Source organism: Undibacterium sp. JH2W, assembly GCF_049340425.1.
Taxonomy (GTDB): domain Bacteria; phylum Pseudomonadota; class Gammaproteobacteria; order Burkholderiales; family Burkholderiaceae_D; genus Undibacterium.
Genome location: NZ_JBMPOT010000002.1, coordinates 100458 through 124217, shown reverse-complemented (window position 1 = coordinate 124217; position 23760 = coordinate 100458). Strand labels below are relative to the sequence as shown.

The window sequence follows — 23760 nt, the reverse complement described above, 5'->3', positions numbered from 1 at the left end:
TGGCTTAAAATGTGATATGCGAGTCAAGTTCGCATGATTGTGCTTAGTAAGGGTCATTTTACTGTATCCCAATGTAGTCGATTCAATCGAAAGTCGTCGTGGAAAAATTTGAATGGCGCGCCGCTGGCGATTGTAATGAACATCTATTTCCGTGACTATTAGGCACTTTTTTGTTCTTGCTTTAAATCGAAAAAAGAAAGAATTTATATGCTGGATGATTAGCGCAGAAGTATAATTTTCCAGGAACACCAAGCAAATTGCCTTAGAGGAACTTCGTGAAAATAGTCAGATTACCTATGCGGCTGGAAGATTGTCCTGTTAAAACCACAGCAGATGTCATTTCCGGCAAATGGAAGGCTCTGGTGTTGTATTACTTAAAAGATGGCCCCATACGATTTGGGCAATTGAAGCGATTGACACAAGGTGCATCACATAAAGTATTAACCGAGCAATTGCGTGAACTGGAAATGGACGGTGTCGTGCAACGTGTTGAAACGCTGGGCAAGACTTTAAAGGTTGAGTACTCTTTATCCGAGTATGGTCAGACTCTTGCACCAATACTTTCCCTGATGGCGAAATGGGGGGCAGATTTCAAGAACAGAAATGCGCAAGCAAGCGCTGATGCCGCATCTGCCCAAGCCACTGAGCTTAATCAATCGATCGCACAGAGCGCTAGCTCATCGGTATATGAGTTAAAACGCAAACGCTGACACTGTCGACACGCAGGCAAAAAAAAACGCGAAGTCAGCGCTTCGCGTTTTTTAGGGTCATGAACCATCATTCCTGATGGTATTGCGTCACTCTTTCCACTTCGTTTTTGGAACCCAGGAACACCGCTACACGCTGGTGCAGTTTTTCTGGCTGGATATCGAGCATACGCTGCTTGCCATCGGTCGATGCGCCACCAGCCTGTTCCACGATGAAGGACATGGGGTTGGCTTCGTACATCAGGCGCAGTTTGCCAGCCTTGTCTGGTTCGCGCTTGTCGGCCGGGTACATGAAAATACCACCGCGGTTCAAGATGCGGTGCACGTCGGCGACCATGGAGGCGATCCAGCGCATATTGAATTCCTTGCCGCGTGGGCCAGTGCCGCCCGCCAGCATTTCATCCACGTAGCGCGTGACTGGCGGGTACCAGTGACGGGTATTGGAAGCATTGATGGCGAACTCTTTAGTGTCTGCCGGGATTTGCATATTGCGTTGTGTCAGTACCCAGGAACCCATTTCACGGTCGAGGGTAAAGCAATTGACACCGTTACCAGTCGTCAGCACCAATACTGTTTGCGGGCCATATACGGCATAGCCAGCGGCAACCTGTTTGCTGCCAGGCTGCAAGAAGTCTTGCTCGCTTGGTTTACCCATGCCGTCTGGCGCTTTCAATACCGAGAAGATGGTACCGATGGAGACATTGACGTCGATATTGCTGGAGCCATCGAGTGGATCAAACAAGAGCATGTATTCGCCCTGCGGGTAGCGATTCGGTATCGGGTGTATGCTTTCCATTTCTTCCGATGCCATGGCTGCCAGATGGCCGCCCCATTCATTGGCTTCGAGCAGGATTTCATTCGACAGGATGTCGAGTTTCTTTTGTACTTCGCCCTGGATATTTTCACTACCGGCTGTGCCCAGCACTTCACCTAATGCGCCCTTGCCTACTGCGTGGCTGATGGTCTTGCAGGCGCGTGCGACGACTTCGATCAACAGGCGCAATTCTGCCGGTATCGAATTATTCAGGCGCTGCTCTTCAACCAGGTATTGGGTCAGGCTTACACGTTTCATGTTGATCTCTCGATTTTTTCAGTAATTCTTGTCAATAGCTTGTTCAATAAGTCGCTCAAGACGCTAAAGCTTTGCTGACGACTTCCAGCACGTCTTTCGACAGCTTCTTGGTATCTGCCACTTTTTGCAGTGCTGCCTTCATATGCGCTTGCAGGCTTTCTGGATATTTTTTCCAGCGGTCCATACTGCGTGCCAGACGTGCTGCGACTTGTGGATTGAGCTTGTTGAGCGCAATCACCAGTTCAGCCCACAGGGCATAACCACTGCCGTCAACAGCATGGAAGCGGGATGGATTGGCATTACAGAAAGCAAAAGTCAAACTGCGCGCACGGTTAGGATTGCTCAATGTAAATGCTGGATGCGTCATCAACTCACGGACCTTGACGACATCCGTAGTGCGTGCAGTTGCCTGCAACATGAACCATTTGTCGATGACCAGGGCTTCTTTCTTGAAGTCTTTATAGAATGCTTTCAAGGACTTGGCTGCCGATTTGACTTGCTTGTCATTGCCACTGAAATTGCTCAGTGCGGTCAGCGCAGCCAGACGGTCTGTCATGTTTTCTGCTTCATCGAACTGGGTTTTAGCCAGATCAAAAGTGGATTCATCCGACCACTCAAGCAAATAAGACAGTGCCAGGTTTTTCAAACCACGTTTAGCCATGGATTGTGCATCCGGGCTGTATTTACCTGGTGTCAGATGGCCTTCATAAGCACTCAGCAAATCAGCGCGCAGATGTTCTGTGATGGTGGCGCGGGCAAACTGGCGTGCTGTATGGATGGCTTGTGGGTCAACCACCTTGAATTCTTCAGCAATCATGGCTTCGGATGGCAGCGTCAGCACCAGTTCACGGAAGGCTGGGTCAAGGCTGGCATCATTCAGGGTAGCGCGCAGGGCTTCGATGAACATGCTGTCCAGACTCAGCTCTTCGCCTTGCTGTACTGCAGTCGTCAGTTTGACGAGGCGACGGGTAGCCAGACGCTGACCAGCTTCCCAGCGATTGAATGGGTCACTGTCATTGGCCAGCAAGAGGCCCAGCTCTTCATCGCTATAGTCGATTTCCAGCACGACTGGCGCGGAGAAATTGCGCAACAGCGAAGGCACTGGTTTGCTGGAAACACCAGTAAATACAAAGGTCTGGCTGGCTCCTGTCAATTCCAGCACCAGGCTGGTCGCGCCAGCCTGTGCTTCGTAAGCAGTGCTATGCAAGGGAATATCTTTGCCATCTGCACCCAGCAAGCCCATGGCAACCGGGATGTGGAAAGGCAGTTTTTCTGCCTGGCCTGGTGTAGCCGGGCAAGACTGGCTCAGGGTGATGGAATAAGTCTGTGCTTCTGCATCGTAAGTCGCTTCCACCTTCACGCGCGGCGTACCTGCCTGGCTGTACCAGCGTTCAAACTGTGTCAGGTCACGGCCACTGGAATCTGCCATGGCAGCGCGGAAGTCATCACATTCAACCGCCTGGCCATCATGACGCTCGAAGTACAGATCCATGCCTTTGCGGAAGCCATCATGACCCAGCAAGGTGTAATACATGCGCACGACTTCTGACCCTTTTTCATAAATCGTGACAGTGTAGAAATTATTGATTTCTACAAAAGAATCAGGACGTACAGGATGGGCCATAGGGCCTGCATCTTCAGAGAACTGCACCTGGCGCAGCAGGCGTACATCCTCTATGCGTTTGACAGCACGGCCAGTGGCTGTGCCTACCAGGTCCGCAGAAAATTCCTGGTCACGGAAAACCGTCAAACCTTCTTTCAGCGACAGCTGGAACCAGTCGCGGCAAGTGACGCGGTTACCTGTCCAGTTATGGAAGTATTCGTGACCAACGACGGATTCTATGCCTGCATAGTCAACGTCAGTCGCAATGCTAGGATTCGCCAGCACGAACTTGGTATTGAAAATATTCAAACCCTTGTTTTCCATCGCGCCCATATTGAAGTCGCCAGTGGCAACGATCATGAAGCGGTCAAGGTCCAGTTCCAGGCCAAAACGTTCTTCATCCCAGCGTATGCTGTTTTTGAGAGAATCCATGGCATGCTGGGTCTTATCCAGATTACCGTCTTCTACCCAGACTTGCAGCAAGGCTTTGCGCCCAGACTTGAGTTCGTAATTTTCTTCCTGACAGACCAGCTTGCCAGCCACCAGGGCGAACAGGTAAGAAGGCTTTTTGAACGGGTCTTCCCACTTGGCGAAATGACGGCCATCCCCCAAATCACCCTCTTCTATCAGATTGCCATTGCTGAGCAGCACAGGGAATTTTTTCTTGTCGGCACGCAGCATGACAGTGTATTTCGCCATTACATCAGGGCGGTCCGGGAACCAGGTGATCTTGCGGAATCCTTCTGCTTCGCACTGGGTAATGAAGTTACCGTTGGATGCATACAGACCAGACAAGGAGGTATTCTTGAGCGGATTGATCAGGGTTTCGATTTCCAGCGTGACTTCGTCCGGTGCATTGGCGATGCGCAGGGTTTCGCCTTCTATCTTGTAGGCAGATTTTTTCAGGTTCACGCCATTCATGCGCAATTGCAGCAATTTCAGGGACTCGCCAAACAAGACCAGGTCTTTCTCGCTGCTCTCATGATTGCGGCGCATGGTCATGCGGGTGGCTACATGGGTGGCTTGCAGATCAAGGTCGAAACCCATCTCTACTGTGTCTACCCAAAATCCTGGGGCTATATAATCTTTACGGAAAATTGTCTCTGGCTTGCTGGCAGTATCGTTACGCATGGATGGAATATCTCGCGGAAATAAGTTGAATGACAAAGTCTTATGAACCCTGCAAAGACCGCCATTTTACCAAGCTGTGTCACTACAGGGATAAAAGTAGTCTGAATAGACAGCAATTAGTGCAGAAAGTTTGGTTAAATTGTGGATTTTATACTCACAATTCCTGGTCAGGCGCAGCAAATCAAGGAATATCTTTAGACTATCATTGGCTCCGTCGATATTTCGCAATTGATCCCCCAGCTATACAGATACACAGACAGTCACAAAATCGTTACAACACGTTACAGTAAGAGCAACAATATTAGCCAATCGGGCATATTATGGAGGAATGACACACATCAGCACCAAGGAGTAGAACATGAAAAAATTAAGCCTCTTTTTCGCCCTGGCTTGCAGCCTGATCTTGAGCGGTTGCGCGACTACATTCAGTAGCCAGGTCAGCGTATTCCATGAGTGGCCTGGCAGTACCCAGGATAAATCGTATATTTTTGAACGTGCGCCTGGTCAGGAAAACAATCCCGAGCATAAATTATATGAAGACTTGCTGCGCAGCCGCTTGCAAAACCTGGGATTCAAGGAAGTTACTGCGGGCACAACGCCAAGCTTGAAAGTCGAATTGCAGTACGCCACGACACTCAGGGAAATCCAGTATTCCCCATTCTGGCAACCCGGCATCTATGACCCGTATTGGGGCCTGCATTTCAGCCGTGGCATTTATCGCCGCCATTATATTTACTACCCACCTTACTGGGGCTGGCCTGGCTACCCCAGAGGCTGGATGGATATCAGCATGCGCAGCACCTATCTACATCAGTTGCAAATCCGTATCACGGAAATGAATGGCAATAAAAAATTGGCTGACATCAAGGCCAGCTCTGAGCAATTGAACCCGGAAATTTCGCTTTACATTCCTTATCTGATAGATAGCGCACTAAAAGATTTTCCAGGCAAGAATGGCAGCACCAGCAAAGTGGAGTTGACCGTCAATAATTAGGCTGGCAATAAAACAAGCTGACACATGCACAATGACAGGACTTAGTGCCTGTCATTGTGTTCATGCAGCAGGAGGATCGCGTAGCGCCTCTACCAGCGCACGGTCGACCACCGATTCTGCGACGATTTGTATGGCCCTGCCTTCGCGGAACTGGGTGATCAATTCTTCACTGGAGACCGAGAAGGCATCATGTCCCTGGCGGTTGGTGAAGATATAGCGGGTACGCTTGGGGCTGACCCAGGCCAGTTTGAAGCGGGTGGTCACGCCATTTTGCCGCGTGAAATCGACCCAGATACCACGCTCCATGGATTCTATGACCCGTGCCCATTCATCGACAGGTTGTTCTATCTGATCTTGCACATGACGGTTCAGGCGCTTTTCACTGGCACGCTGGGCAATATTAACGGCAATTTCCAGTTGGCGACGCGGTGAGAATTCCAGTGGCGCACGAGCAATGGCAGCATGCCGCTCGGCGAGTTTGGAAAAGAAGATGACGCGCTCAGGCTCATCCCATTTAATTGCATTGAGCCAGGCATTCAGCAGCGACAGCATGGCAGGCAGCTTGCTGACCAGTTCCTTGCGTTCTTCTGCACTATTCTTGGGTTTCAGGCTCCAGATCAGGTCATCCATCGTCCTCAGGGCATTTTCCAGGGCGTTGGGTTTTTCTTCCTTGACGTTATGCGATATCGTCAAGATCCTGATCCATTGTTCCTTGAGGAAAGTTTCCAGAAAGCCTGCGACTTCACCAGTTTCTACCCGTATGGCGACGTCGTTTTCTGCAAACTCGCGTGCCAGGCGCATTTTTTCCTGCTTGAGCGCAGCAGCGACTGGCTCACTGATGGCAACTTCGGTCTGCTGCTCTTCTTCCTTTAGAAAAGCTTCAAGGTCAGCAACAACATCAGAGAATAATTCTATCTGCTGATCAAAATCCTGCTGCACTCGCTCAACTATGCCTTCTATCATTTGATAGAGCGGGTCTTCTGCCGTAGTGTCGCTATTGAGCAAGACACTGGATTTTGCCAGGGTATCGATCAACACCCGCGCTGGATGGCTTTCCTTGAAAAAGAAATCTTTGTCCAGCAAAGCGACTTTCAAGGTGGGTATCTGTAACTGGCTGATGAGGTTTTTTATATCCGCCGGTATGCTTTTATCATTGAAGACATAGTCAAAGATACGCGCCAGCAATTCTATGGTGCTTTGATCTATGTGCGTCAGGCCGCCAGCATTGGGTTGCTGCGACAACTGCCGCAAATGTGCCGTATCCATGGGCATGGGATTGGCATTGAAATCTCTTTGTACGCTGGTCAGGTAATCAAAAAACTGCCTGTCTATGGTCACCATGTCAGGAGCGTTGCCGCCATGCCCGCCACCGCCCTGGCCTGAGCCAAAACCATTGTCACCACCGGCATCCTGCCCGCCGGTAAAAGGTATGCCACCGTCCATGGAAGGCGATCCACCGCCACCGCCACCGCCACCGCCACCGCCACCGCCACCGCCACCGCCACCGCCAGTCACAGTATTGCCAAATGAGCCGGGTGGAGCATTGCCTGAGAAAATATTGCGCAGCTTGTTTTCCAGATAGGGATCGCGGTCGCTAATATCTTCAGAGCCAGAGATCATATTCTTTTTCTGTTTGTTACGATAACCGTCATTCAGTTCAGGCAAGATACCGCGCTCAACCAAAGCCAGATTCAACTCCCGATAAATTGCACCCAACTGCAGGAATATCTCGGGCTGCAACAACCGCAATATCAGGTGATGGGTTTCTGGATTGGGTTCCAGCTCCATCCAGGCCTGGTGAACCGCTTTGACAAATAACTCAGGACGGAAGGGATTTTGCGAAACACTGATGGGGGTGCGACGCAACACATGGCCTATACGCACATTCAGGGCCACCAGTTGCTCGGCATTATTGACTTCCAGTGACTGACTCAAGTTGCGGCTGAGTACCTTGCTTTCCATTTCTTCGAAACTGACCAGGGAGAAATCCTGCTTGCCCTCATCTGTTCTGGCACGTTTGCGGGTATTGACGACGCTGACTTCTTTGGCAAGAGCAGCATTCACTTGCCCGGCAACCAGGCGGTAAAAGGTCGTGCCATTGCGTTTTAATTGCTGGTAGGCAGCAAAACTGCTGGCTACCTCTTCTGGCCTGACAGTTTGATCGGACAGCTTGAACAGGGCCTCAGTCAGGCGGCCAGCAAATGCCTCAATTTGCGAAGAAACCAGGTTAGTGGCGATAGGCACCAGACTTTGCAGTATCAGCAAACGGCTAGAGCTGGAAAATTCACTCGTCTTGGCATTATTTAGTGGAATGGTATCCATCGCTCTTTTTTATTATAGTTAAATTATTAACAAAACTCAGATCGTGAAGCTACAACTAAAAACTTGCATTTTGCCAAGCCAAGCAAGCTTACGCAATGCCAGCATCCATATCTACAGTGCCGCAAAACAACAAAGCTGCAAAATAGCGCTCAATCGTGTTCTAGTCTGCTTAATTAGTATAGTAAGCCTCGGAGCCTAGTGTAATGGCAACGATGAGCATGACTGCAAAAATAAGAACAATCAGCAAGCGTCCAAACTTGGGACTGCCATTTTCTTGCTCTTCGGCTTTTTTTGATGGTGGTGTTACTTGTGTCATATTTTCTTGCTTCAGGGAATCAATATACTGGAACCAGTTGTTTTTCGGGCTTCCAACTCGCGGTGTGCTTGCGCAACATTACTTAAAGGATAGCGTTGGCGTATATCTATTTTAACTTTGCCGCTCTCTACCATGGAAAATAAGTGAGCAGCCATTTGCTCCAGATCATCACGCCTGGCCGTATAACTCATCAAACTGGGACGGGTAATGAATAATGACCCGCGCGAGGCGAGTTCTCCCAGGCTGAACGCAGGAGCCGGGCCAGATGCATTGCCAAAGCTGACCATCATACCCAAAGGAGCCAGGCAATCCAGGGAAGGGAAGAAAGTATCTTTACCTATGGAGTCATAAACGACCGGCACCCCTTTTCCATCTGTAATTTCACGAACACGCTGGACAAAATCCTCCTTGTTATAGTTGATGACATGGGCGCAGCCATGGGCTTTGGCCAGCTCGCCCTTCTCATCCGAGCCCACCGTACCTATCATGGTGACGCCTATGGCACGCGCCCATTGACAGGCAATCAGGCCAACTCCACCAGCAGCGGCATGAAACAATATTGTCTCACCTCCCTGCAAGGGGAAAGTCCGGTGAAACAGATATTGCACGGTCAGGCCTTGCAGCATCATGGCTGCCGCTGTCTCAAAATCTATACTGTCAGGCAGGCGCACGAGATTGTCTGCGGGCATGATGCGCGCCTCGGCATAGGCTCCTGTAGGCCGGCCAGCATAGGCAACCCTGTCGCCAACTTGCACATACTTGACGCCAGGTCCAACTGCTTCAACGACGCCGGCGGCTTCCATGCCCAAGCCACCAGGCAAGCTTTGTGGATAGAGCCCCGTACGGAAATACACATCGATGAAATTCAAGCCGCAAGCCTTGTGGCGAACCATGACTTCACCAGCGCCCGGCGCTGCCAGTTCCACATCCACATATTCCATGACTTCCGGGCCACCCGTCTGCTGCATGCGAATTGCCTTGACCATTTATATCCCCTAAGTGAGCTGAGTGATTACATGAAGCTGTTTCCAACTTAAGTCTTTTTCACAGACAGCAAATACATGCCACCCATGACCAATGCCGTGCCTGCCATTTGCCAGCTGGTGATAGGTTCCCCCAAGAAATAGGCACCCAGAAACAAAGTCGAGACCGGGCCTATCATGCCTGCCTGTGAAGCAGTGGCTGCGCCTATGCGCTTGACTGCGATCATGGTCAGGAACACGGGCAATACCGTACACATGATGGCATTCACCATGGAAAGTGAATATACAGCAAGCGGTTGCACCAACATGCTGGCGGGACGCAAAATAAAAAATTGCCCTATGCAGGCAGCACTGGAAACGCACATTGCATACGAGACCAGACGCAAAGAACCCAGCCTTTGCACCAGTTGACCCGACTGTATTAAATAGATGGCATACGAAATCGCCGCCCCCAGCACCAGTGCAGACCCCAGCATGACATAGTCACCACCCAGCTTGAGGTCATGAAAAAACACCAGGACTATACCCAGGTAAGACACTAATAATGCTGCCCATTCGATCAAGCTGACAGCACGCTTCAAAAAGAAAGCGGATATCAACAGGACGAAGGAAGGTGTCAGGAACAGGATCAGGCGCTCAAGACCGGCACTGATATATTGCAGCCCCAAAAAATCCAGAAAAGATGAGAGGTAATAACCTACCAGCCCCAAACCTACCAGACGCCAGCGATCTGCCTTGCTCAGACTGCCAGCCTTGTGCATTTGCCAGATAGCAATTGCAGCGAAAATCGGCAGTGAAAATGCCATACGAAAACAGATCAGGGTTACTGCGTCAACGTGATAGCGATAAATCAGTTTAGCGACGATGGCTTTGGTAGAAAACAGGATTGCCCCTGTCAGGGCAATTGCCAGCCCTGTTAAATAATGACGCCGGGCAAGAACACTTGATGGATCAGTTTGCATAAGTATCTAAATAAGGAACTAAATAAGACCAGCGATAGCGTTAACTGTTACATCGCTCAAATTTGCGACTTCACACTTCAATTAGCTTCATGGAAGCATTTTATTTTCCACTTGGAAAATATTTAACAATCCCTGACAGGAAATATTACATTTAGTTGCCAAATTTGACTTTGCGTAACCATTAAGTCATGCATCTTTGATTACACTTCTTTGCATGAACCACATCGCAGGAGAATAGCAAATGTACACGCCACGCTCACAATATGCAGACCAACCGGTACTCCGCCCGACACGTACCCAGACTGAGTTACCACAAAGGCAGACCAAAAAAGTGTCTCCAAAGCAAAATGATAGTTCCCTGAACAGCATTTTCAGGCGTCTGGCCAACAGCAATAGCCAGGATCAAGTATAAATCTGTCCCCAACATCGTGTGCTAAGGCTATTGGGCTGTTGCTGCGACAGCCTTTATTTTTTCAGAATGGAACCAAGCACGCCGCGAATGATTTCGCGCCCTACCGTAGAGCCCATGGTCCTGACTGTGGACTTGATCATGGTCTCGACCACATTATCCTTGCGTCGCAAACCACCACCGCCTAGTAAATTGCCAAATACACTCTTCAGTGTATCGCCCACGCCACCACCACTCTCCTGTTGCTGTACAGACGGCGTCGCAGGTTCGGAACTGGCAACTTGCTTGGCGGAAACAGAGGGGGCATGTCCCCAGCCATTGGCATCTGCTGCTGATTCATTCCTGTTGGCAGGCCTGTTATCAAGCTCTGATGTAGTCGCGGCTCGCGCAGCCACCCTCCCTGTCAGCTTTTCATAAGCAGATTCACGGTCTACATGTTTTTCATAGACACCAGCAACGATGGAAGTTTGTATGACTTGCTGACGTTCATCTGCCGTTATCGCACCTATTTGCGATGAAGGCGGCACGATCAGGGCACGTTGCACGATGTTGGGCCTACCTTTATCGTCCAGGAAGGAAATCAGTGCTTCACCGACACCCAGCTCGGCAATCACCGCCGCCGTATCCAGCTTGGGATTGGGTCGGAAGGTTTCTGCCGCAGCCTGGACTGCCTTTTGATCTCGGGGCGTATAGGCACGCAAGGCATGCTGGACACGATTGCCGAGTTGCCCTAGTACAGTATCTGGGATATCTAGCGGATTTTGTGTGACGAAGTACACGCCGACACCTTTCGAACGTATCAGTCGCACCACCTGCTCTATCTTTTGCAGCAAGACCTTGGGCGCTTCATCAAACAGCAGATGGGCCTCATCAAAGAAAAACACCATCTTGGGCTGATCGACATCACCCACTTCAGGCAAATGCTCATACAACTCGGACAGCATCCATAGCAAAAAGGTGGAATACAGGCGTGGTGACTGCAGCAATTGATCTGCCGCCAGGATATTCACAAAACCACGGCCATCGCCATCAGTCTGCATCATGTCATCCAGGTTCAGCATGGGTTCGCCAAAGAATTGCTCGCCGCCCTGCTCCGAGATTGTCAGCAGTGAGCGCTGGATAGCGCCGACACTCGCGGCAGAGATATTGCCGTATTCGGTCTGGAATTCAGAGGCATTCTCGGCCAGGTATTGCAGCATGGCACGCAAATCCTTGGTATCTAATAGCAGCAAGCCATGGTCGTCAGCGATCTTGAAAGCCAGCTGCAAGACGCCTCCTTGTGTTTCATTCAAGTTCAGCATACGGCCCAGCAGCAAGGGCCCGAGGTCGGATACCGTGGCACGCACCGGGTGACCCTGCTTGCCAAACACGTCCCAGAATGTCACAGGGCAAGCCTGCCACTTGGGCTCATCCAGTTGCAAGGCTTGCAATCTTTGCTGCATCTTGCTGGTGGCGCTACCAGCTTTGGCCATGCCAGACAGATCACCTTTGACGTCTGCCATGAAGACTGGCACGCCAATTCCAGAAAATGCCTGAGCCAGGGTTTGCAAGGTGACGGTCTTGCCAGTACCCGTAGCACCAGTGATACAACCATGGCGATTGGCCCAATCTGACAGTAAATTCAAGTCGAATTCGGTGTTTTTAGCGATCAACAAAGGTTTTGACATAGTTTTGGAGGGTGATTTGGGGAAGTCGGTCGGTGCCACTATGGTAAAATACTGGTCTTCATTATAAAACCAAGCCAGGCAAAATTGCCGCCCTCAGGGTGAGCTATTGTCAATTCAGGAAAGAGCGATCATGGCAGGACATAGTAAATGGGCCAATATCAAGCATAAAAAAGCAGCAACCGATGCCAAGCGCGGCAAGATATGGACGCGTCTGATCAAGGAGATCACGGTTGCAGCACGCATGGGTGGTGAGGATGTCGATTCCAATCCCCGCCTGCGTCTGGCAGTAGACAAGGCGGCTGACGCCAATATGCCAAAAGAAAACGTCACGCGCGCGATACAGCGCGGCGCGGGCACACTGGAAGGTGCAAATTACGAAGAGGTGCGCTATGAAGGTTATGGCATAGGCGGTGCCGCCATCGTGGTTGACTGCATGACCGACAACCGCGTGCGTACCGTGGCAGAAGTGCGCCATGCCTTCAGCAAATACGGTGGCAATATGGGTACTGAAGGCTCGGTGGCCTTTTTGTTCCAGCATTGCGGCCAGATGCTCTTTGCCCCAGGCACGAATGAAGATGCCCTGATGGAAGCTGCCCTGGAAGCCGGTGCTGACGATGTCGTCACCGACGATGAAGGCGGCATAGAGGTCATCTGCGCACCATTCAGCCTGTCTGATCTGCGTGCCAGCCTGGAAAAAGCCGGTTTCAAGGCAGAAGTCGCTGAAGTCGTCATGAAACCAAATACTGAGACTGTATTTGCCGGTGACGAAGGCATCAAGATGCAAAAGCTGCTGGATGCCCTGGAAAACCTCGACGATGTACAAGAAGTATTCACCAACGCCATCATAGAAGATTAAGATGAAATTACTCGTAGTCGGCTCTGGTGGCCGTGAACATGCTCTCGCCTGGAAACTCGCACAATCTGAACGCGTACAAACTATTTTTGTCGCCCCCGGCAATGGTGGTACGGCTGCTGACAGCCGTCTGAAAAACATCAACATCACAGACCCGGCAGCGTTGGCAGACTTTGCCGAGCAAGAAAATATAGGCATTACCGTAGTCGGCCCTGAAGTGCCGCTGGCTGCTGGCATCGTCAATATCTTCCGCGACCGTGGCCTGAAAATCTTTGGCCCGACCAAAGAAGCCGCACAACTGGAAAGCTCCAAGGATTTCGCCAAGGCTTTCATGCACAGGCATGCTATTCCTACGGCTGAATACCAGACTTTTTCTGAACTGGCCCCTGCGCATGACTATATCAATGCCAAGGGCGCACCTATCGTCATCAAGGCTGATGGCCTGGCGGCAGGCAAAGGCGTGGTGGTTGCCATGACCGTTGAAGAAGCGCATGCAGCAGTCGACATGATGTTGTCTGACAATAAGCTGGGTGATGCTGGCGCGCGCGTGGTCATCGAAGAATTTTTGGCAGGCGAAGAAGCCAGTTTCATCGTCATGGTGGATGGCAAGAACATTCTGGCACTGGCGACCAGCCAGGACCACAAGCGCCTGCTCGACAATGACGAGGGCCCCAATACTGGCGGCATGGGTGCCTACTCCCCTGCCCCTATCGTGACGCCACAACTACATGCCCGCGTGATGCGCGAAATCATTGTGCCTACCGTGCAGGGCATGGCCAAGGATGGCATCGTATTTACCGGCTTTTTGTATGCCGGCCTGATGATCGATGACCAGGGCAATCCAAAAACCCTGGAATTCAATTGCCGCATGGGCGACCCGGAAACCCAGCCTATCATGGCACGCCTGAAGACAGATTTCCTGCATGTCGTTGAACATGCGGTCAATGGCACACTGGACACAGTAGAGCTAGAATGGGACAGGCGCACTGCCATGGGTATCGTCATGGCAGCTGCTGGCTACCCTGATACGCCACGCAAAGGTGACAAAATCACTGGCATCCCTGCAGAAACAGCAGAAACTGTGACCTTCCATGCCGGTACATCTTTAAATGAAAAAACTTTGAATGTGACTGGTGGCCGTGTCTTATGCGTGGTTGGCCTGGGTGACACCGTCAAGCTGGCGCAAAAACATGCTTATGACGTGGTGGAAAAAATCCATTTCGATGGCATGCAATACCGCCGTGACATAGGCTGGCGTGCGCTGAACCGCAAACACTAAATCCTTAGGTCCAAGTCTGGCGTATATTTCGATATACGCCACCGATCTTTTAAAGCGGGTTGAGAATAGTCCAAAGACTAGTCCAGCCCCTTGCGCTTTTTAGAGTAGATAGCAGAATGACAGACACACTCGCGGTTAAAAATTACTTCCTGGGCTTGCAGGCTGGTATAGTCGCGGCTCTGGAAGAAGTTGATGGCCACACTTTTATTACGGATAGCTGGGAACGCCCGGAAGGCGGCGGAGGTATCTCGCGCGTAATAGAAGAAGGCAAGGTCTTTGAACGTGGCGGCGTGAATTTCTCGCATGTCATGGGTAAAAACCTGCCACCGTCTGCTGCTGCCAGCCGCCCTGAGCTGGCTGGCCGTCAATGGGAAGCCATGGGTGTCTCGCTGGTCCTGCATCCGCGCAACCCCTATGCACCTACCGTGCACATGAATGTACGCTTTTTCACCACCCGCGCTGAAGGCCAGGAAGATGTCTGGTGGTTTGGTGGCGGCATGGACTTGACGCCTTATTACGGTTTTATTGAAGATGCGGTGCATTTTCACCAAACCTGTAAAATAGCCGTCCAGCCTTATGGCGCAGACTTGCATGCCCGCTTCAAGAAATGGTGTGACGAGTATTTTTACCTGAAACACCGTAAAGAAGCACGTGGCGTAGGTGGCATCTTCTTTGATGACTTCAATGAGCAGGATTTTGCCAGCAGTTTTGCCATGATGCGTAGCGTCGGCGATGCCTTTATTCCGGCTTATCGCCCTATCCTGGAACGTCGCAAAGACCAGGAATATGGCGAGCGTGAACGTGATTTCCAGGCGTATCGCCGTGGCCGCTATGTAGAATTCAACCTGGTATTTGACCGTGGCACGCATTTTGGCCTGCAGTCTGGCGGCAGGACAGAATCCATACTGATGTCCATGCCCCCCGTCGTCAAATGGCGTTATGACTGGAAGCCGGAGGCAGGCAGCCAGGAAGCAGTACTGGCCACAGACTTTCTGGTACACCGGGAATGGGTATAGACACTGCGACACCACCTTGTATCCTGGTACTGGGTGGCAGCTTTGACCCTGTGCATCTGGGGCACGTCGCCCTTGCTCATAGTCTGGCAACGGTATTGCAGCCGGATGAATTGCGTATCATTCCCGTAGGCCAGCAATGGCAAAAGAATGAGTTGCAAGCCACCGCGACACAAAGACTGGCCATGCTGAAGCTGGCCTTTGAAGACTGGCAACTCTGCCCTGTCAGGATAGATGAGCAAGAAATCATCCGCGCAGATCAGGGTAAAAGTAATTACACCATCGATACCTTGCACCAGCTACGCAGAGAAGTTGGCGACGAGGCATCACTGGTATTTGCCATGGGTGCAGATCAGTTGCAAAATTTGCACACCTGGCGCAATTGGCAGGCCTTGCTTGAGGTAGCGCATTTATGTGCTGCATCACGCCCGGGTTTCAGCCTCGATATCAGCAGCCCCGACATTGCTGACATCTGGAAGAAAAATGCCATCAGCGCCCTGGAAATGCGCACACGGCCAGCCGGTGGCACTTATCTGGAGAGAAATCTGGCGCAAGATGTATCTGCGACCCAACTACGTACTGAATTAAAACAGCATAACCCGACAACAAGATTGCTAGTCCCGCACAAGGTGCTAGACTACCTACAACAACAAACTATCTACCAATAAAAATATGGATATTAAAAAACTGCAAACTCTGGTCATTGACGCTCTGGAAGACGTCAAGGCACAAGACATACAATTATTTGAAACCACTCACCTGACCAGCCTGTTTGACCGCGTTTGTATCGCCTCTGGTACATCCAACCGTCAAACCAAAGCTTTGGCAGCGTCCGTACGCGACAAAGTCAAGGAAAACGGCGGCACTATCGTCAGTATGGAAGGTGAAGCGACTGGCGAATGGGTACTGGTCGATCTGGGTGATATCGTCGTCCACATCATGCAACCAGCCATCCGCGCTTACTACCGCCTGGAAGAGCTGTGGGGCGACAAGCCTGTCAAATTCGGCGCGGCCAAGCGTACTTCGGCTAAAAAGGTCGAGACTGAAGAAGACAGCGACAAGCCTAAGCGCGTCCGCAAAGTGGCTGGCAAAGCTGCTCCGCTGGAAGTCACGCATGACATGATGGCTATCCAGACCACGCTGGACGATGAAAAGAAACCAGCACGCAAACCACGTGTCACTAAAACTACTGGCGATGCTGAAGGCAAGCCAGCACGCAAACCGGCCGCCCGCAAAGCTGCTGATGGCACTGCTGCTGCCAAACCTGCCAAGATACCAACCGGTGGCCGCGTCAAAGTGGCAGCGACTAAAACTGCCGTTGCTTCTGCCAAGCAAGCCGCAGAAAAACGCACTGCCAATGCTGCCGCAGCGCCAGCTAAACGCGCTCCGGCACGTAAGAAAGCGACAGAGGAATAATTCTCTGTCTCGTTTTGAATCCAAATGGCTGCCTCGTGCAGCCATTTGTTTAAGCAATACGCAGTTCCAAGACCCTATTTGCAGCAAGCAGAATAAAACATGCAATTGATCATCGCCGCCGTCGGCCACAAAATGCCCTCCTGGATAGAAACCGGCTTTCAGGAGTATGCCAAACGCATGCCGCCAGAATGCCGCGTCATCCTCAAGGAAATCAAACCGGTAGAACGCTCAGGCAGCAAAACGGCAGAAACCGTCATGGCACTGGAGCGTACCAAAATCGAAGCCGTGATACCCAAAAATGCCCGCATCGTCGCCCTGGATGAACGCGGCAAGGACTGGACCAGTGTCGCCCTGTCGCAAAACCTCACGCAATGGCAACAGGATGGCCGCGATGTGGTCTTCATCATCGGTGGTGCAGATGGCCTCGATGCAGAATTCAAGGCCAAAGCAGATACCCTGATACGCATTTCCAGCCTGACCCTGCCGCATGGCATGGTAAGGGTGCTGCTGGCTGAACAGTTATACCGCGCCTGGTCAATTACCCAGAACCACCCTTATCACCGGGTATAAGTCATACCAAGGAGACCGCCATGCTAAAAGAAAATAAAATCTACCTGGCATCAAAAAGCCCAAGACGCCGCGAATTGCTGCACCAGGCAGGCATAGAGTTTGACCTGCTGTTGCTACGCGATGCCGCACCGCGCGGGCCGGATGTAACCGAGATGGTCTTGCCCGGCGAAGCACCAGAAGCCTATGTCAGCCGCGTCACCCAGGAAAAAGCAGACAAGGCATGGGAAATCATGCATATGCGCAAAATGCTGCCGCGACCAGTACTGGCAGCCGACACCACCGTGGTACTCGGCAAACAAATACTGGGCAAGCCTGCCGACAAGCAAGAAGCCATACAAATGCTAAGTATGCTGGCAGGCCAGACACATATGGTGCTGACCAGCATTGCCGTGCATTCTGCACTGGGCAGTGCCGCTGTCACCCAATGTTCAGAAGTCAGTTTTGCTAAGCTGGATGAACAACAGATACTGGCCTACTGCAATAGCAATGAACCCTACGACAAAGCCGGTGGCTATGGCATACAGGGCGCGGCTGCCCGTTTTATTTCACACATCAAAGGGAGTTATTCTGGCATCATGGGATTACCTTTATTTGAAACCTGCCAGCTGCTGCGTCAGGCAGGTATCTTTATTCCCTAAATTGAAGTATCAGAGAAGCTTATGAGCGAAAACCTCCTCATCAATATCACCCCTCAAGAAACCCGCGTTGCCCTGATGTTCCAGGGCGCGGTACAAGAACTCCATATAGAACGTACATTATCACGCGGCCTGGTAGGCAATATCTACCTGGGCAAGGTCGTGCGCGTCTTGCCTGGCATGCAGTCTGCCTTTATCGACATAGGCCTGGAACGTGCCGCCTTTTTGCACGTGGCTGACATCTGGGATGCGCGCTCGCAAGATGCCAATGGCAATACCAATGCACCGCTGACACCAATAGAAAAATTGCTGTTCGATGGTCAGTCCGTCACCGTACAAGTCGTCAAAGACCCGATAGGCACTAAGGGTGCACGCCTGTCCACCCAGGTTTCTATCGCAGGCCGCATGCTGGTCTACTTGCCGCAAGATTCGCATATAGGCATCTCGCAAAAGATAGAAAATGAAGCAGAACGCGAAGCCCTGCGCACCAAGGTACAGAACTTGCAGCAGCCAGAAGAAAAAGGTGGCTTCATCGTCCGCACCATGGCAGAGGATGCCTCCGATGAAGACTTGAAGGCCGACGTCGATTACCTGCGCCGCACCTGGTCCACCATACTGCAATTAGCCAAGACCCAGCCACCGACTACCCTGCTATATCAGGACCTGAATCTGGCACAACGCGTCTTGCGCGACTTTGTCAATGAAGAGACTGACAGCATACAAGTCGACTCGCGTGAAAATTACATCATGCTGCAAGAGTTTGCAACACATTACATGCCATCCGTACTCGGCAAACTGCAACACTATATAGGCGAACGTCCGCTGTTTGATTTGCATGGTGTGGAAGAAGAAATCGAACGTGCCCTCGGCCGCCGTGTCGATCTGAAATCTGGCGGTTACCTCATCGTCGACCAGACCGAGGCCATGACCACCATCGACGTCAATACCGGCAGCTTTGTTGCAGGCCGCAATTTCGATGACACCATCTTCAAGACCAATCTAGAAGCAGCCCACGCCATAGCCCGCCAGCTACGCCTGCGCAACCTCGGCGGCATCATCATTCTCGACATCATCGATATGGAGAATGAAGAGCACAAGACTGCTGTATTGTCAGAACTCAACAAAGCATTGTCGCGCGACCGTACCAAGTTATCCGTATCCGGCTTCTCTGCCCTGGGCCTGGTAGAAGTCACCCGCAAACGCACACGCGAATCCCTCGCCCATGTCCTGTGCGAACCCTGCCCCGCCTGCAGCGGCAAAGGCCAGGTCAAAACCGCCCGCACCATCTGCTACGAAATCCTGCGCGAACTGCTGCGTGAAGCCAAACAATTCAACCCCAGAGAATTCCGCATCATGGCCTCACAAGTCGTAGTCGACATGTTCCTCGAAGAAGAGTCCCAGCACCTGGCCATGCTCGGCGACTTCATCGGCAAACCCATCTCACTGCAAGTGGAGAATGTGTTTCATCAGGAGCAGTACGATATTATTTTGATGTGATCTGTGAAGAGGCTGGACAGAAAAGTCTTCATGATCGAAGCAGTCGCAGTCCCTTCAATACAAGAGTAATCGTCATGCACAACATGCGAAGCAAGACTGCAATGGTTTTGCTTCAGTATGTCAATTAGCGGCCAGGTAATCCTGATGAGCACACCCCCACCCAGTCCAAGACTATTCGTCATTTTTGCCAAGGAGGCACATGTAGCGCTGATCTTCGCTCGTGGGCCGACCAGTTGGTTCCATCTGACTCGCTGGGATACCCGCAATGACACATTCGAATCCGGCGCATGGATACGTGGTCGGCTCTATCCCGAGCGCTGTGATCTTTCACCAGATGGTGAGCTATTAGTTTATTTTGCACACCAGGGACGACGCCGTCGTACCAGTTACACCTCGGCCTGGACAGGCGTCAGCCGTATGCCCTGGTTGCATGCACTAGGACTCTGGCCGCAGGGCCATACCTGGGGCGGCGGTGGTTATTTTGAAATGAATCGCTGCCTCTCTCTTGCCACGGGCTGGGTGTATAAAGCTCACCATGACCATATTCCGCATGGACTGGACGTTTTCTACGGTGGAGGAAAGCGCCAATCATCTAGCAATGAAGTCGCTGGTGCAGAATGGTCAGGCCGCGACCAAAACAAGCGTCTGGTATTTACTGCCAATGGAAAACTGCGCTGGCAGCGTGATGACCAGACTGTGCAGGTATTAGCCGACTTCAACGGCGACAAACCCAACCCGTGCGAAGCACCGGATTGGGCTAAACGACCATTGACGGACTAGACCTTAGGGATATCCTGAATCAAGATATTTGGACGTCCCAGGTTTCATCAAGCTTTCATCAGATAAAACAAAGCAACGGAAGCAACCCCTATGCATAAAACAATCCAGAACCAGGGGCCGCTAAAAAATGCTGTTGGCGGTTTTTTCAATTTCTGAGTCGCCCTGGGGTTTGCGCGTTTAAAATCTGCAGCATACTGCCTGTTCAAAAATCGGATGGCGAGAACTTTGCCATTTTCTTTGAACTTCAAAGGGCGAACGTTCGCATTTCTTTTTGCCCATAGCACTGTCAGATATCCCAGCCAGCCAAATGCAAAGAAAATGATAGTCCCTACTTTTCCAATTCCTAAAAAATTAGCCACATCAAGAAGAACCATGTGATGTGCCAATTTCTGGTACAGGAAAAAACATGACATAAAGAGCGAGAAATAAACAAGTCCCCTGAGCGCCGTCATGAAAACACCGCCCTCCAATAGAGTCAACGCCCATTCATTACTAGATGCATGCGTGGCGCACATGGGGAAATCGATAGAAGACACTTGCTCGCCAATAGAAACCGAGACCACATTATATGAACCGGTACTGCGTACGATATATGCCTTGACATTACTCAAGCGCCCTGTTGCTCCACATGCGGGACAACGGCCAGGCCAGTTAATGCCGCCGTCAAGCCGGTTCAATGCTACATGAACTACTTCGGACATCTGTCCTCCTTTCAATAAATTTGGCTGAAAATTCAAGCCTGCATCAACACCGCAAAAAAAACTAATATATCAATAAAATAAGCAGTGATTGAAAAAATATTTTACTGGTGTCAAATGCAGCCAGACATCTTGTCAGCTCATTACAGTTTTAGCCTTCCGGACGACTATTGAACCTTCCCAGAAAATTCATTTCATTAATTGAGGTTTAGTAACTGCTGTGCATCCATTGCCGCTATGCGCCCTTCATCCGTAGGCACGACCCAGACTTCTATGCTGCTGTTTGGAGTATGGATAGCCATGATCTCGGCACCACGTGCCGCCTTATTTTTGTCTGCATCGACTTGCACGCCAAGATAGGCCAACCCTTCAGCCACTTGCTGCCTGAGTATGGCATCGTGCTCTCCTATACCACCGGTAAATACCAGCACATCCAGACCATTCAGGCAGGCGCTCAAAGCACCGCATTCGCGTATGACGCGATAGGTGAACAGGTCTATGGCAAAGCTGGCTTGTGGGTCACTGCTGGCGCGCAGAGTGCGCATGTCGGCGGAAATGCCTGATACACCGAGCAGGCCGGATTCTTTATAGAGCGTGTTTTCTATGCGTTTTACATCCCAGCCCTGCTGCATCAGGTGTAGCAAGACACCGGGGTCGAGGGCGCCGCAGCGGGTGCCCATCATCAGACCGTCGAGTGCTGAAAAACCCATGGAACTGGCAATGCTTTTGCCGTTTTTCATGGCGCAGGCGCTGGCACCATTACCGAGGTGCAGCATGATGACGCGCCCGGCGGCCGGATCAAATGCGCGTGCGGACTGCTGGGCCATGTGACTAGCAACATAGCGGTAAGACAAGCCGTGAAAGCCATAACGGCGTATGCCAGTCGCCCGCAGGGATTGCGGCAGGGCCAGCGTGGTTTCGCATGTGGGCATGTCGGCATGGAAGCCGGTATCGAAACAGGCTATCTGCGGCACCTCGGGATAGGCACGGCGGAAGGCAAGCACGCCTTCCAGATTATGCGGCTGATGCAGTGGTGCCAGTGTATCCAGAGTATGCAGGTAAGCCAGGGCTGCGTCATCTATCACGATGGAAGATGAAAACCGTTCGCCACCGTGCACGATGCGGTGGGCAACGGCGGCTATCTGCATGTCTGCACTATGGTTCATCAACACGCCGTGCAGGGCTTGCAGTGCTGCAGCGAACTGGTCGCCACCTGCGGCGCTGATATCCGCTTGCTCGAGTGCCAAGGTCTGTGCTTCGGTACCTGTACGACATTGTATGACGGGCTTGCCACCGGGTTGTAAACCCTCAATGACACCTGTCAGATTACTGCCAGTCACGCCCTCGTCTGTAAACGGATAGAGCGCAAACTTGATGCTGGATGAACCTGAATTCACCGATAGGATGACGGGTTGCTTCATGGTGCGTTCTTCCGGTATTCGTGCGCCAGTAATTTAACCAAAGCGGCAGAAGCAACCCGGGAAGATGGGCCGTCGGCACGACTGGTCAGAGCGATAGGCACTTTGGCACCGAGGACAACGCCACAGGTGGCAGCGCCTGCCAGATATTCAAATTGCTTGCCCAGCATATTGCCGGATTCCAGGTCAGGCACCATGAGTATGTCGGCATCGCCAGATACAGCCGAGACTATCCCCTTGATTTGTGCTGCCCGGGCAGAAATGGCATTATCAAATGCCAGCGGGCCGTCAACAATGGCACCGGTGATTTGCTTGCGCTCTGCCATCTTGCACAAGGCCGCGGCATCAATGGTGGAATTGATTTTTGGGTTGACCGTTTCAACTGCCGACAAGAGCGCAACCTTGGGTTCAGTGATGTTCAAGGCATGGGCCAGGTTGATGGCGTTTTGCAGGATATCGGCTTTTTCCGGCAGGGTCGGATAAATATTCAAGGCTGCATCTGTCAATAGCAAAAGCTTGTGGTACATGGGTACATCCAGGTGATAGACATGCGACAGACGCCGTTTAGTGCGCAGGGCAGCACATTCAACGACGGCATGCATGAGTTCATCCGTATGCAGGCTGCCTTTCATCAGGGCTTCTACCTTGCCGATGGCGGCCAGTTCTACGGCTTTTTCAGCAGCGGCATGGCTGTGTGGTACATCGATTTGTTCATAGCTGCCTATATCAATATTGGCAGCAGCAGCGACAGCGACCAGTTTCGCCAGCGGTGCAATCAGGATAGGTATGATCAGGCCATGTTTTGCAGCATCGACCGCGCCTTGCAGGGAATCGACATCGCAGGGATGAACAACAGCACAAGGTATTGCCGCCAGGTCTTTGACACTATCAACCAGGTGCTGCTGGCGTTCGCCCAGATTGAACATGGCCATGGTGGGCAGGTGGGCGCGTGGGCGGCTGACTTTTTCTGTGGGAGCAATGACCAGAGCATCGCCATATACGACCTTGTCACCCTTCTGGTTCCTGATTTCACAATCGAGGGTCACGCGCTTTTTTGCATCATCTTTGGCAACCACAGTCACTGACACGGTCAGCGTGTCACCTATGCGCACGGGTTTGACGAAATGCAGATTTTGTTCGAGGTAGATCGTACCTGGCCCTGGCAGACGCGTACCCAGTATGGTGGAGATGAGCGCCCCACCCCACATGCCATGGGCGATCACGCCATGGAATAGCGTGTGCTCTGCATATTCAGCATCCAGGTGGGCGGGATTGACGTCACCCGAGACGGTAGCAAAGGCCTGGATATCGGTGTTCGTCAGCGTACGTATCTGGCTGGCGGCCTGCCCTAGCTGCAAGTCTTCATACACGACATTGGAGATCAGGTCTTGTTCATTCGTTGCTGTGTTGATGGTATTCATTTGTTTTGGACTTT

The 23760-nt window shown here is 51.6% G+C and carries 21 protein-coding genes; 11 read left to right on the top strand and 10 right to left on the bottom strand.

Annotation, left to right across the window (positions count from 1 at the left end; translation table 11 throughout):
* Positions 1-275 precede the first annotated feature (275 nt).
* Positions 276-710 carry a winged helix-turn-helix transcriptional regulator gene (locus tag ACO0LC_RS02860; RefSeq protein ID WP_423000442.1) on the top strand — a complete coding sequence of 145 codons (435 nt, stop codon included), beginning with the start codon at positions 276-278 and terminating at the stop codon, positions 708-710.
* Positions 711-777: 67 nt separating this feature from the next.
* Here the strand turns inward: ACO0LC_RS02860 and ACO0LC_RS02855 are convergent, their stop codons facing one another.
* Entirely contained in the window at positions 778-1779 is a 1002-nt protein-coding gene (locus ACO0LC_RS02855) for a class 1 fructose-bisphosphatase (RefSeq protein WP_423000440.1), read from the bottom strand.
* Positions 1780-1834: 55 nt separating this feature from the next.
* Entirely contained in the window at positions 1835-4513 is a 2679-nt protein-coding gene (gene pepN / locus ACO0LC_RS02850; protein ID WP_423000438.1) for an aminopeptidase N, read from the bottom strand.
* Between the two features lie 358 nt (positions 4514-4871).
* On the opposite strand from pepN, the gene ACO0LC_RS02845 reads away from it, so the two are divergent.
* Positions 4872-5507: a DUF4136 domain-containing protein gene (locus tag ACO0LC_RS02845; RefSeq protein ID WP_423000436.1), complete on the top strand. Its 636-nt coding sequence runs from the start codon at positions 4872-4874 to the stop codon at positions 5505-5507.
* A gap of 60 nt (positions 5508-5567) precedes the next feature.
* Here the strand turns inward: ACO0LC_RS02845 and ACO0LC_RS02840 are convergent, their stop codons facing one another.
* The 5 genes from ACO0LC_RS02840 to ACO0LC_RS02820 all read right to left on the bottom strand — a co-directional run bounded on the left by ACO0LC_RS02840 (position 5568) and on the right by ACO0LC_RS02820 (position 12166).
* On the bottom strand, positions 5568-7829 hold the full coding sequence (locus tag ACO0LC_RS02840; protein ID WP_423000434.1) for a DUF1631 family protein: 2262 nt from the start codon (positions 7827-7829) through the stop codon (positions 5568-5570).
* Positions 7830-7998: 169 nt separating this feature from the next.
* Complete coding sequence (locus tag ACO0LC_RS02835; protein ID WP_423000432.1) at positions 7999-8145, bottom strand: hypothetical protein; 147 nt, start codon at positions 8143-8145, stop codon at positions 7999-8001.
* Positions 8146-8156: 11 nt separating this feature from the next.
* Positions 8157-9131: a quinone oxidoreductase family protein gene (locus ACO0LC_RS02830; RefSeq protein WP_423000430.1), complete on the bottom strand. Its 975-nt coding sequence runs from the start codon at positions 9129-9131 to the stop codon at positions 8157-8159.
* Positions 9132-9178: 47 nt separating this feature from the next.
* Entirely contained in the window at positions 9179-10090 is a 912-nt protein-coding gene (locus ACO0LC_RS02825) for a DMT family transporter (RefSeq protein ID WP_423000428.1), read from the bottom strand.
* Between the two features lie 465 nt (positions 10091-10555).
* A complete protein-coding gene (locus ACO0LC_RS02820; protein ID WP_423000426.1) occupies positions 10556-12166 on the bottom strand; it encodes a helicase HerA-like C-terminal domain-containing protein in 1611 nt (536 codons plus the stop codon).
* 130 nt (positions 12167-12296) lie between these two features.
* Between ACO0LC_RS02820 and ACO0LC_RS02815 the strand changes: the two genes are divergently transcribed.
* The 9 genes from ACO0LC_RS02815 to ACO0LC_RS02775 all read left to right on the top strand — a co-directional run bounded on the left by ACO0LC_RS02815 (position 12297) and on the right by ACO0LC_RS02775 (position 20209).
* Positions 12297-13022: a YebC/PmpR family DNA-binding transcriptional regulator gene (locus tag ACO0LC_RS02815; RefSeq protein ID WP_423000422.1), complete on the top strand. Its 726-nt coding sequence runs from the start codon at positions 12297-12299 to the stop codon at positions 13020-13022.
* A gap of 1 nt (position 13023) precedes the next feature.
* A complete protein-coding gene (purD, locus tag ACO0LC_RS02810) occupies positions 13024-14298 on the top strand; it encodes a phosphoribosylamine--glycine ligase (protein WP_423000419.1) in 1275 nt (424 codons plus the stop codon).
* Between the two features lie 116 nt (positions 14299-14414).
* Positions 14415-15314 (top strand): oxygen-dependent coproporphyrinogen oxidase, encoded by a 900-nt coding sequence (gene hemF, locus ACO0LC_RS02805; RefSeq protein ID WP_423000417.1) that lies wholly within the window; start codon positions 14415-14417, stop codon positions 15312-15314.
* The gene (gene nadD / locus ACO0LC_RS02800; protein WP_423000415.1) at positions 15305-15979 is read left to right on the top strand and encodes a nicotinate (nicotinamide) nucleotide adenylyltransferase; all 675 of its coding nucleotides are present in this window, start codon (positions 15305-15307) and stop codon (positions 15977-15979) included. Before hemF ends, nadD begins: the two co-directional genes overlap by 10 nt.
* A 4-nt stretch (positions 15980-15983) precedes the next feature.
* On the top strand, positions 15984-16727 hold the full coding sequence (gene rsfS / locus ACO0LC_RS02795) for a ribosome silencing factor (protein ID WP_423000413.1): 744 nt from the start codon (positions 15984-15986) through the stop codon (positions 16725-16727).
* 99 nt (positions 16728-16826) lie between these two features.
* Positions 16827-17297: a 23S rRNA (pseudouridine(1915)-N(3))-methyltransferase RlmH gene (rlmH, locus tag ACO0LC_RS02790; protein WP_423000411.1), complete on the top strand. Its 471-nt coding sequence runs from the start codon at positions 16827-16829 to the stop codon at positions 17295-17297.
* A 20-nt stretch (positions 17298-17317) separates the two neighbouring features.
* Positions 17318-17935 carry a Maf family protein gene (locus tag ACO0LC_RS02785; protein WP_423000409.1) on the top strand — a complete coding sequence of 206 codons (618 nt, stop codon included), beginning with the start codon at positions 17318-17320 and terminating at the stop codon, positions 17933-17935.
* 21 nt (positions 17936-17956) lie between these two features.
* Entirely contained in the window at positions 17957-19429 is a 1473-nt protein-coding gene (rng, locus tag ACO0LC_RS02780; protein ID WP_423000407.1) for a ribonuclease G, read from the top strand.
* 144 nt (positions 19430-19573) lie between these two features.
* Positions 19574-20209, top strand: coding sequence for a hypothetical protein (locus ACO0LC_RS02775; protein WP_423000405.1), 636 nt, complete (start codon positions 19574-19576; stop codon positions 20207-20209).
* A gap of 47 nt (positions 20210-20256) precedes the next feature.
* Here ACO0LC_RS02775 and ACO0LC_RS02770 read toward each other — a convergent pair whose 3' ends face one another.
* The 3 genes from ACO0LC_RS02770 to ACO0LC_RS02760 form a co-directional block, all read right to left on the bottom strand.
* Positions 20257-20910, bottom strand: coding sequence for a hypothetical protein (locus tag ACO0LC_RS02770; protein WP_423000403.1), 654 nt, complete (start codon positions 20908-20910; stop codon positions 20257-20259).
* A gap of 194 nt (positions 20911-21104) precedes the next feature.
* Entirely contained in the window at positions 21105-22328 is a 1224-nt protein-coding gene (locus ACO0LC_RS02765; protein ID WP_423000401.1) for an acetate/propionate family kinase, read from the bottom strand.
* A complete protein-coding gene (locus tag ACO0LC_RS02760; protein WP_423000399.1) occupies positions 22325-23746 on the bottom strand; it encodes a bifunctional enoyl-CoA hydratase/phosphate acetyltransferase in 1422 nt (473 codons plus the stop codon). The genes ACO0LC_RS02765 and ACO0LC_RS02760 overlap by 4 nt, the downstream gene beginning before the upstream one ends.
* Positions 23747-23760 lie beyond the last annotated feature (14 nt).

Excerpts from the sequence above, each read along its gene's own strand:
- ACO0LC_RS02855 (WP_423000440.1), bottom strand. The coding sequence starts at position 1,779 with ATGAAACGTGTAAGCCTGACCCAATACCTGGTTGAAGAGCAGCGCCTG.
- rng (WP_423000407.1), top strand. The coding sequence starts at position 17,957 with ATGAGCGAAAACCTCCTCATCAATATCACCCCTCAAGAAACCCGCGTT.
- ACO0LC_RS02830 (WP_423000430.1), bottom strand. The coding sequence starts at position 9,131 with ATGGTCAAGGCAATTCGCATGCAGCAGACGGGTGGCCCGGAAGTCATG.
- hemF (WP_423000417.1), top strand. The coding sequence starts at position 14,415 with ATGACAGACACACTCGCGGTTAAAAATTACTTCCTGGGCTTGCAGGCT.
- pepN (WP_423000438.1), bottom strand. The coding sequence starts at position 4,513 with ATGCGTAACGATACTGCCAGCAAGCCAGAGACAATTTTCCGTAAAGAT.
- ACO0LC_RS02770 (WP_423000403.1), bottom strand. The coding sequence starts at position 20,910 with ATGTCCGAAGTAGTTCATGTAGCATTGAACCGGCTTGACGGCGGCATT.
- ACO0LC_RS02775 (WP_423000405.1), top strand. The coding sequence starts at position 19,574 with ATGAGCACACCCCCACCCAGTCCAAGACTATTCGTCATTTTTGCCAAG.
- ACO0LC_RS02825 (WP_423000428.1), bottom strand. The coding sequence starts at position 10,090 with ATGCAAACTGATCCATCAAGTGTTCTTGCCCGGCGTCATTATTTAACA.
- ACO0LC_RS02840 (WP_423000434.1), bottom strand. The coding sequence starts at position 7,829 with ATGGATACCATTCCACTAAATAATGCCAAGACGAGTGAATTTTCCAGC.
- purD (WP_423000419.1), top strand. The coding sequence starts at position 13,024 with ATGAAATTACTCGTAGTCGGCTCTGGTGGCCGTGAACATGCTCTCGCC.
- ACO0LC_RS02815 (WP_423000422.1), top strand. The coding sequence starts at position 12,297 with ATGGCAGGACATAGTAAATGGGCCAATATCAAGCATAAAAAAGCAGCA.
- ACO0LC_RS02845 (WP_423000436.1), top strand. The coding sequence starts at position 4,872 with ATGAAAAAATTAAGCCTCTTTTTCGCCCTGGCTTGCAGCCTGATCTTG.
- ACO0LC_RS02785 (WP_423000409.1), top strand. The coding sequence starts at position 17,318 with ATGCTAAAAGAAAATAAAATCTACCTGGCATCAAAAAGCCCAAGACGC.
- ACO0LC_RS02760 (WP_423000399.1), bottom strand. The coding sequence starts at position 23,746 with ATGAATACCATCAACACAGCAACGAATGAACAAGACCTGATCTCCAAT.
- rlmH (WP_423000411.1), top strand. The coding sequence starts at position 16,827 with ATGCAATTGATCATCGCCGCCGTCGGCCACAAAATGCCCTCCTGGATA.
- ACO0LC_RS02835 (WP_423000432.1), bottom strand. The coding sequence starts at position 8,145 with ATGACACAAGTAACACCACCATCAAAAAAAGCCGAAGAGCAAGAAAAT.
- nadD (WP_423000415.1), top strand. The coding sequence starts at position 15,305 with ATGGGTATAGACACTGCGACACCACCTTGTATCCTGGTACTGGGTGGC.
- ACO0LC_RS02820 (WP_423000426.1), bottom strand. The coding sequence starts at position 12,166 with ATGTCAAAACCTTTGTTGATCGCTAAAAACACCGAATTCGACTTGAAT.
- rsfS (WP_423000413.1), top strand. The coding sequence starts at position 15,984 with ATGGATATTAAAAAACTGCAAACTCTGGTCATTGACGCTCTGGAAGAC.
- ACO0LC_RS02765 (WP_423000401.1), bottom strand. The coding sequence starts at position 22,328 with ATGAAGCAACCCGTCATCCTATCGGTGAATTCAGGTTCATCCAGCATC.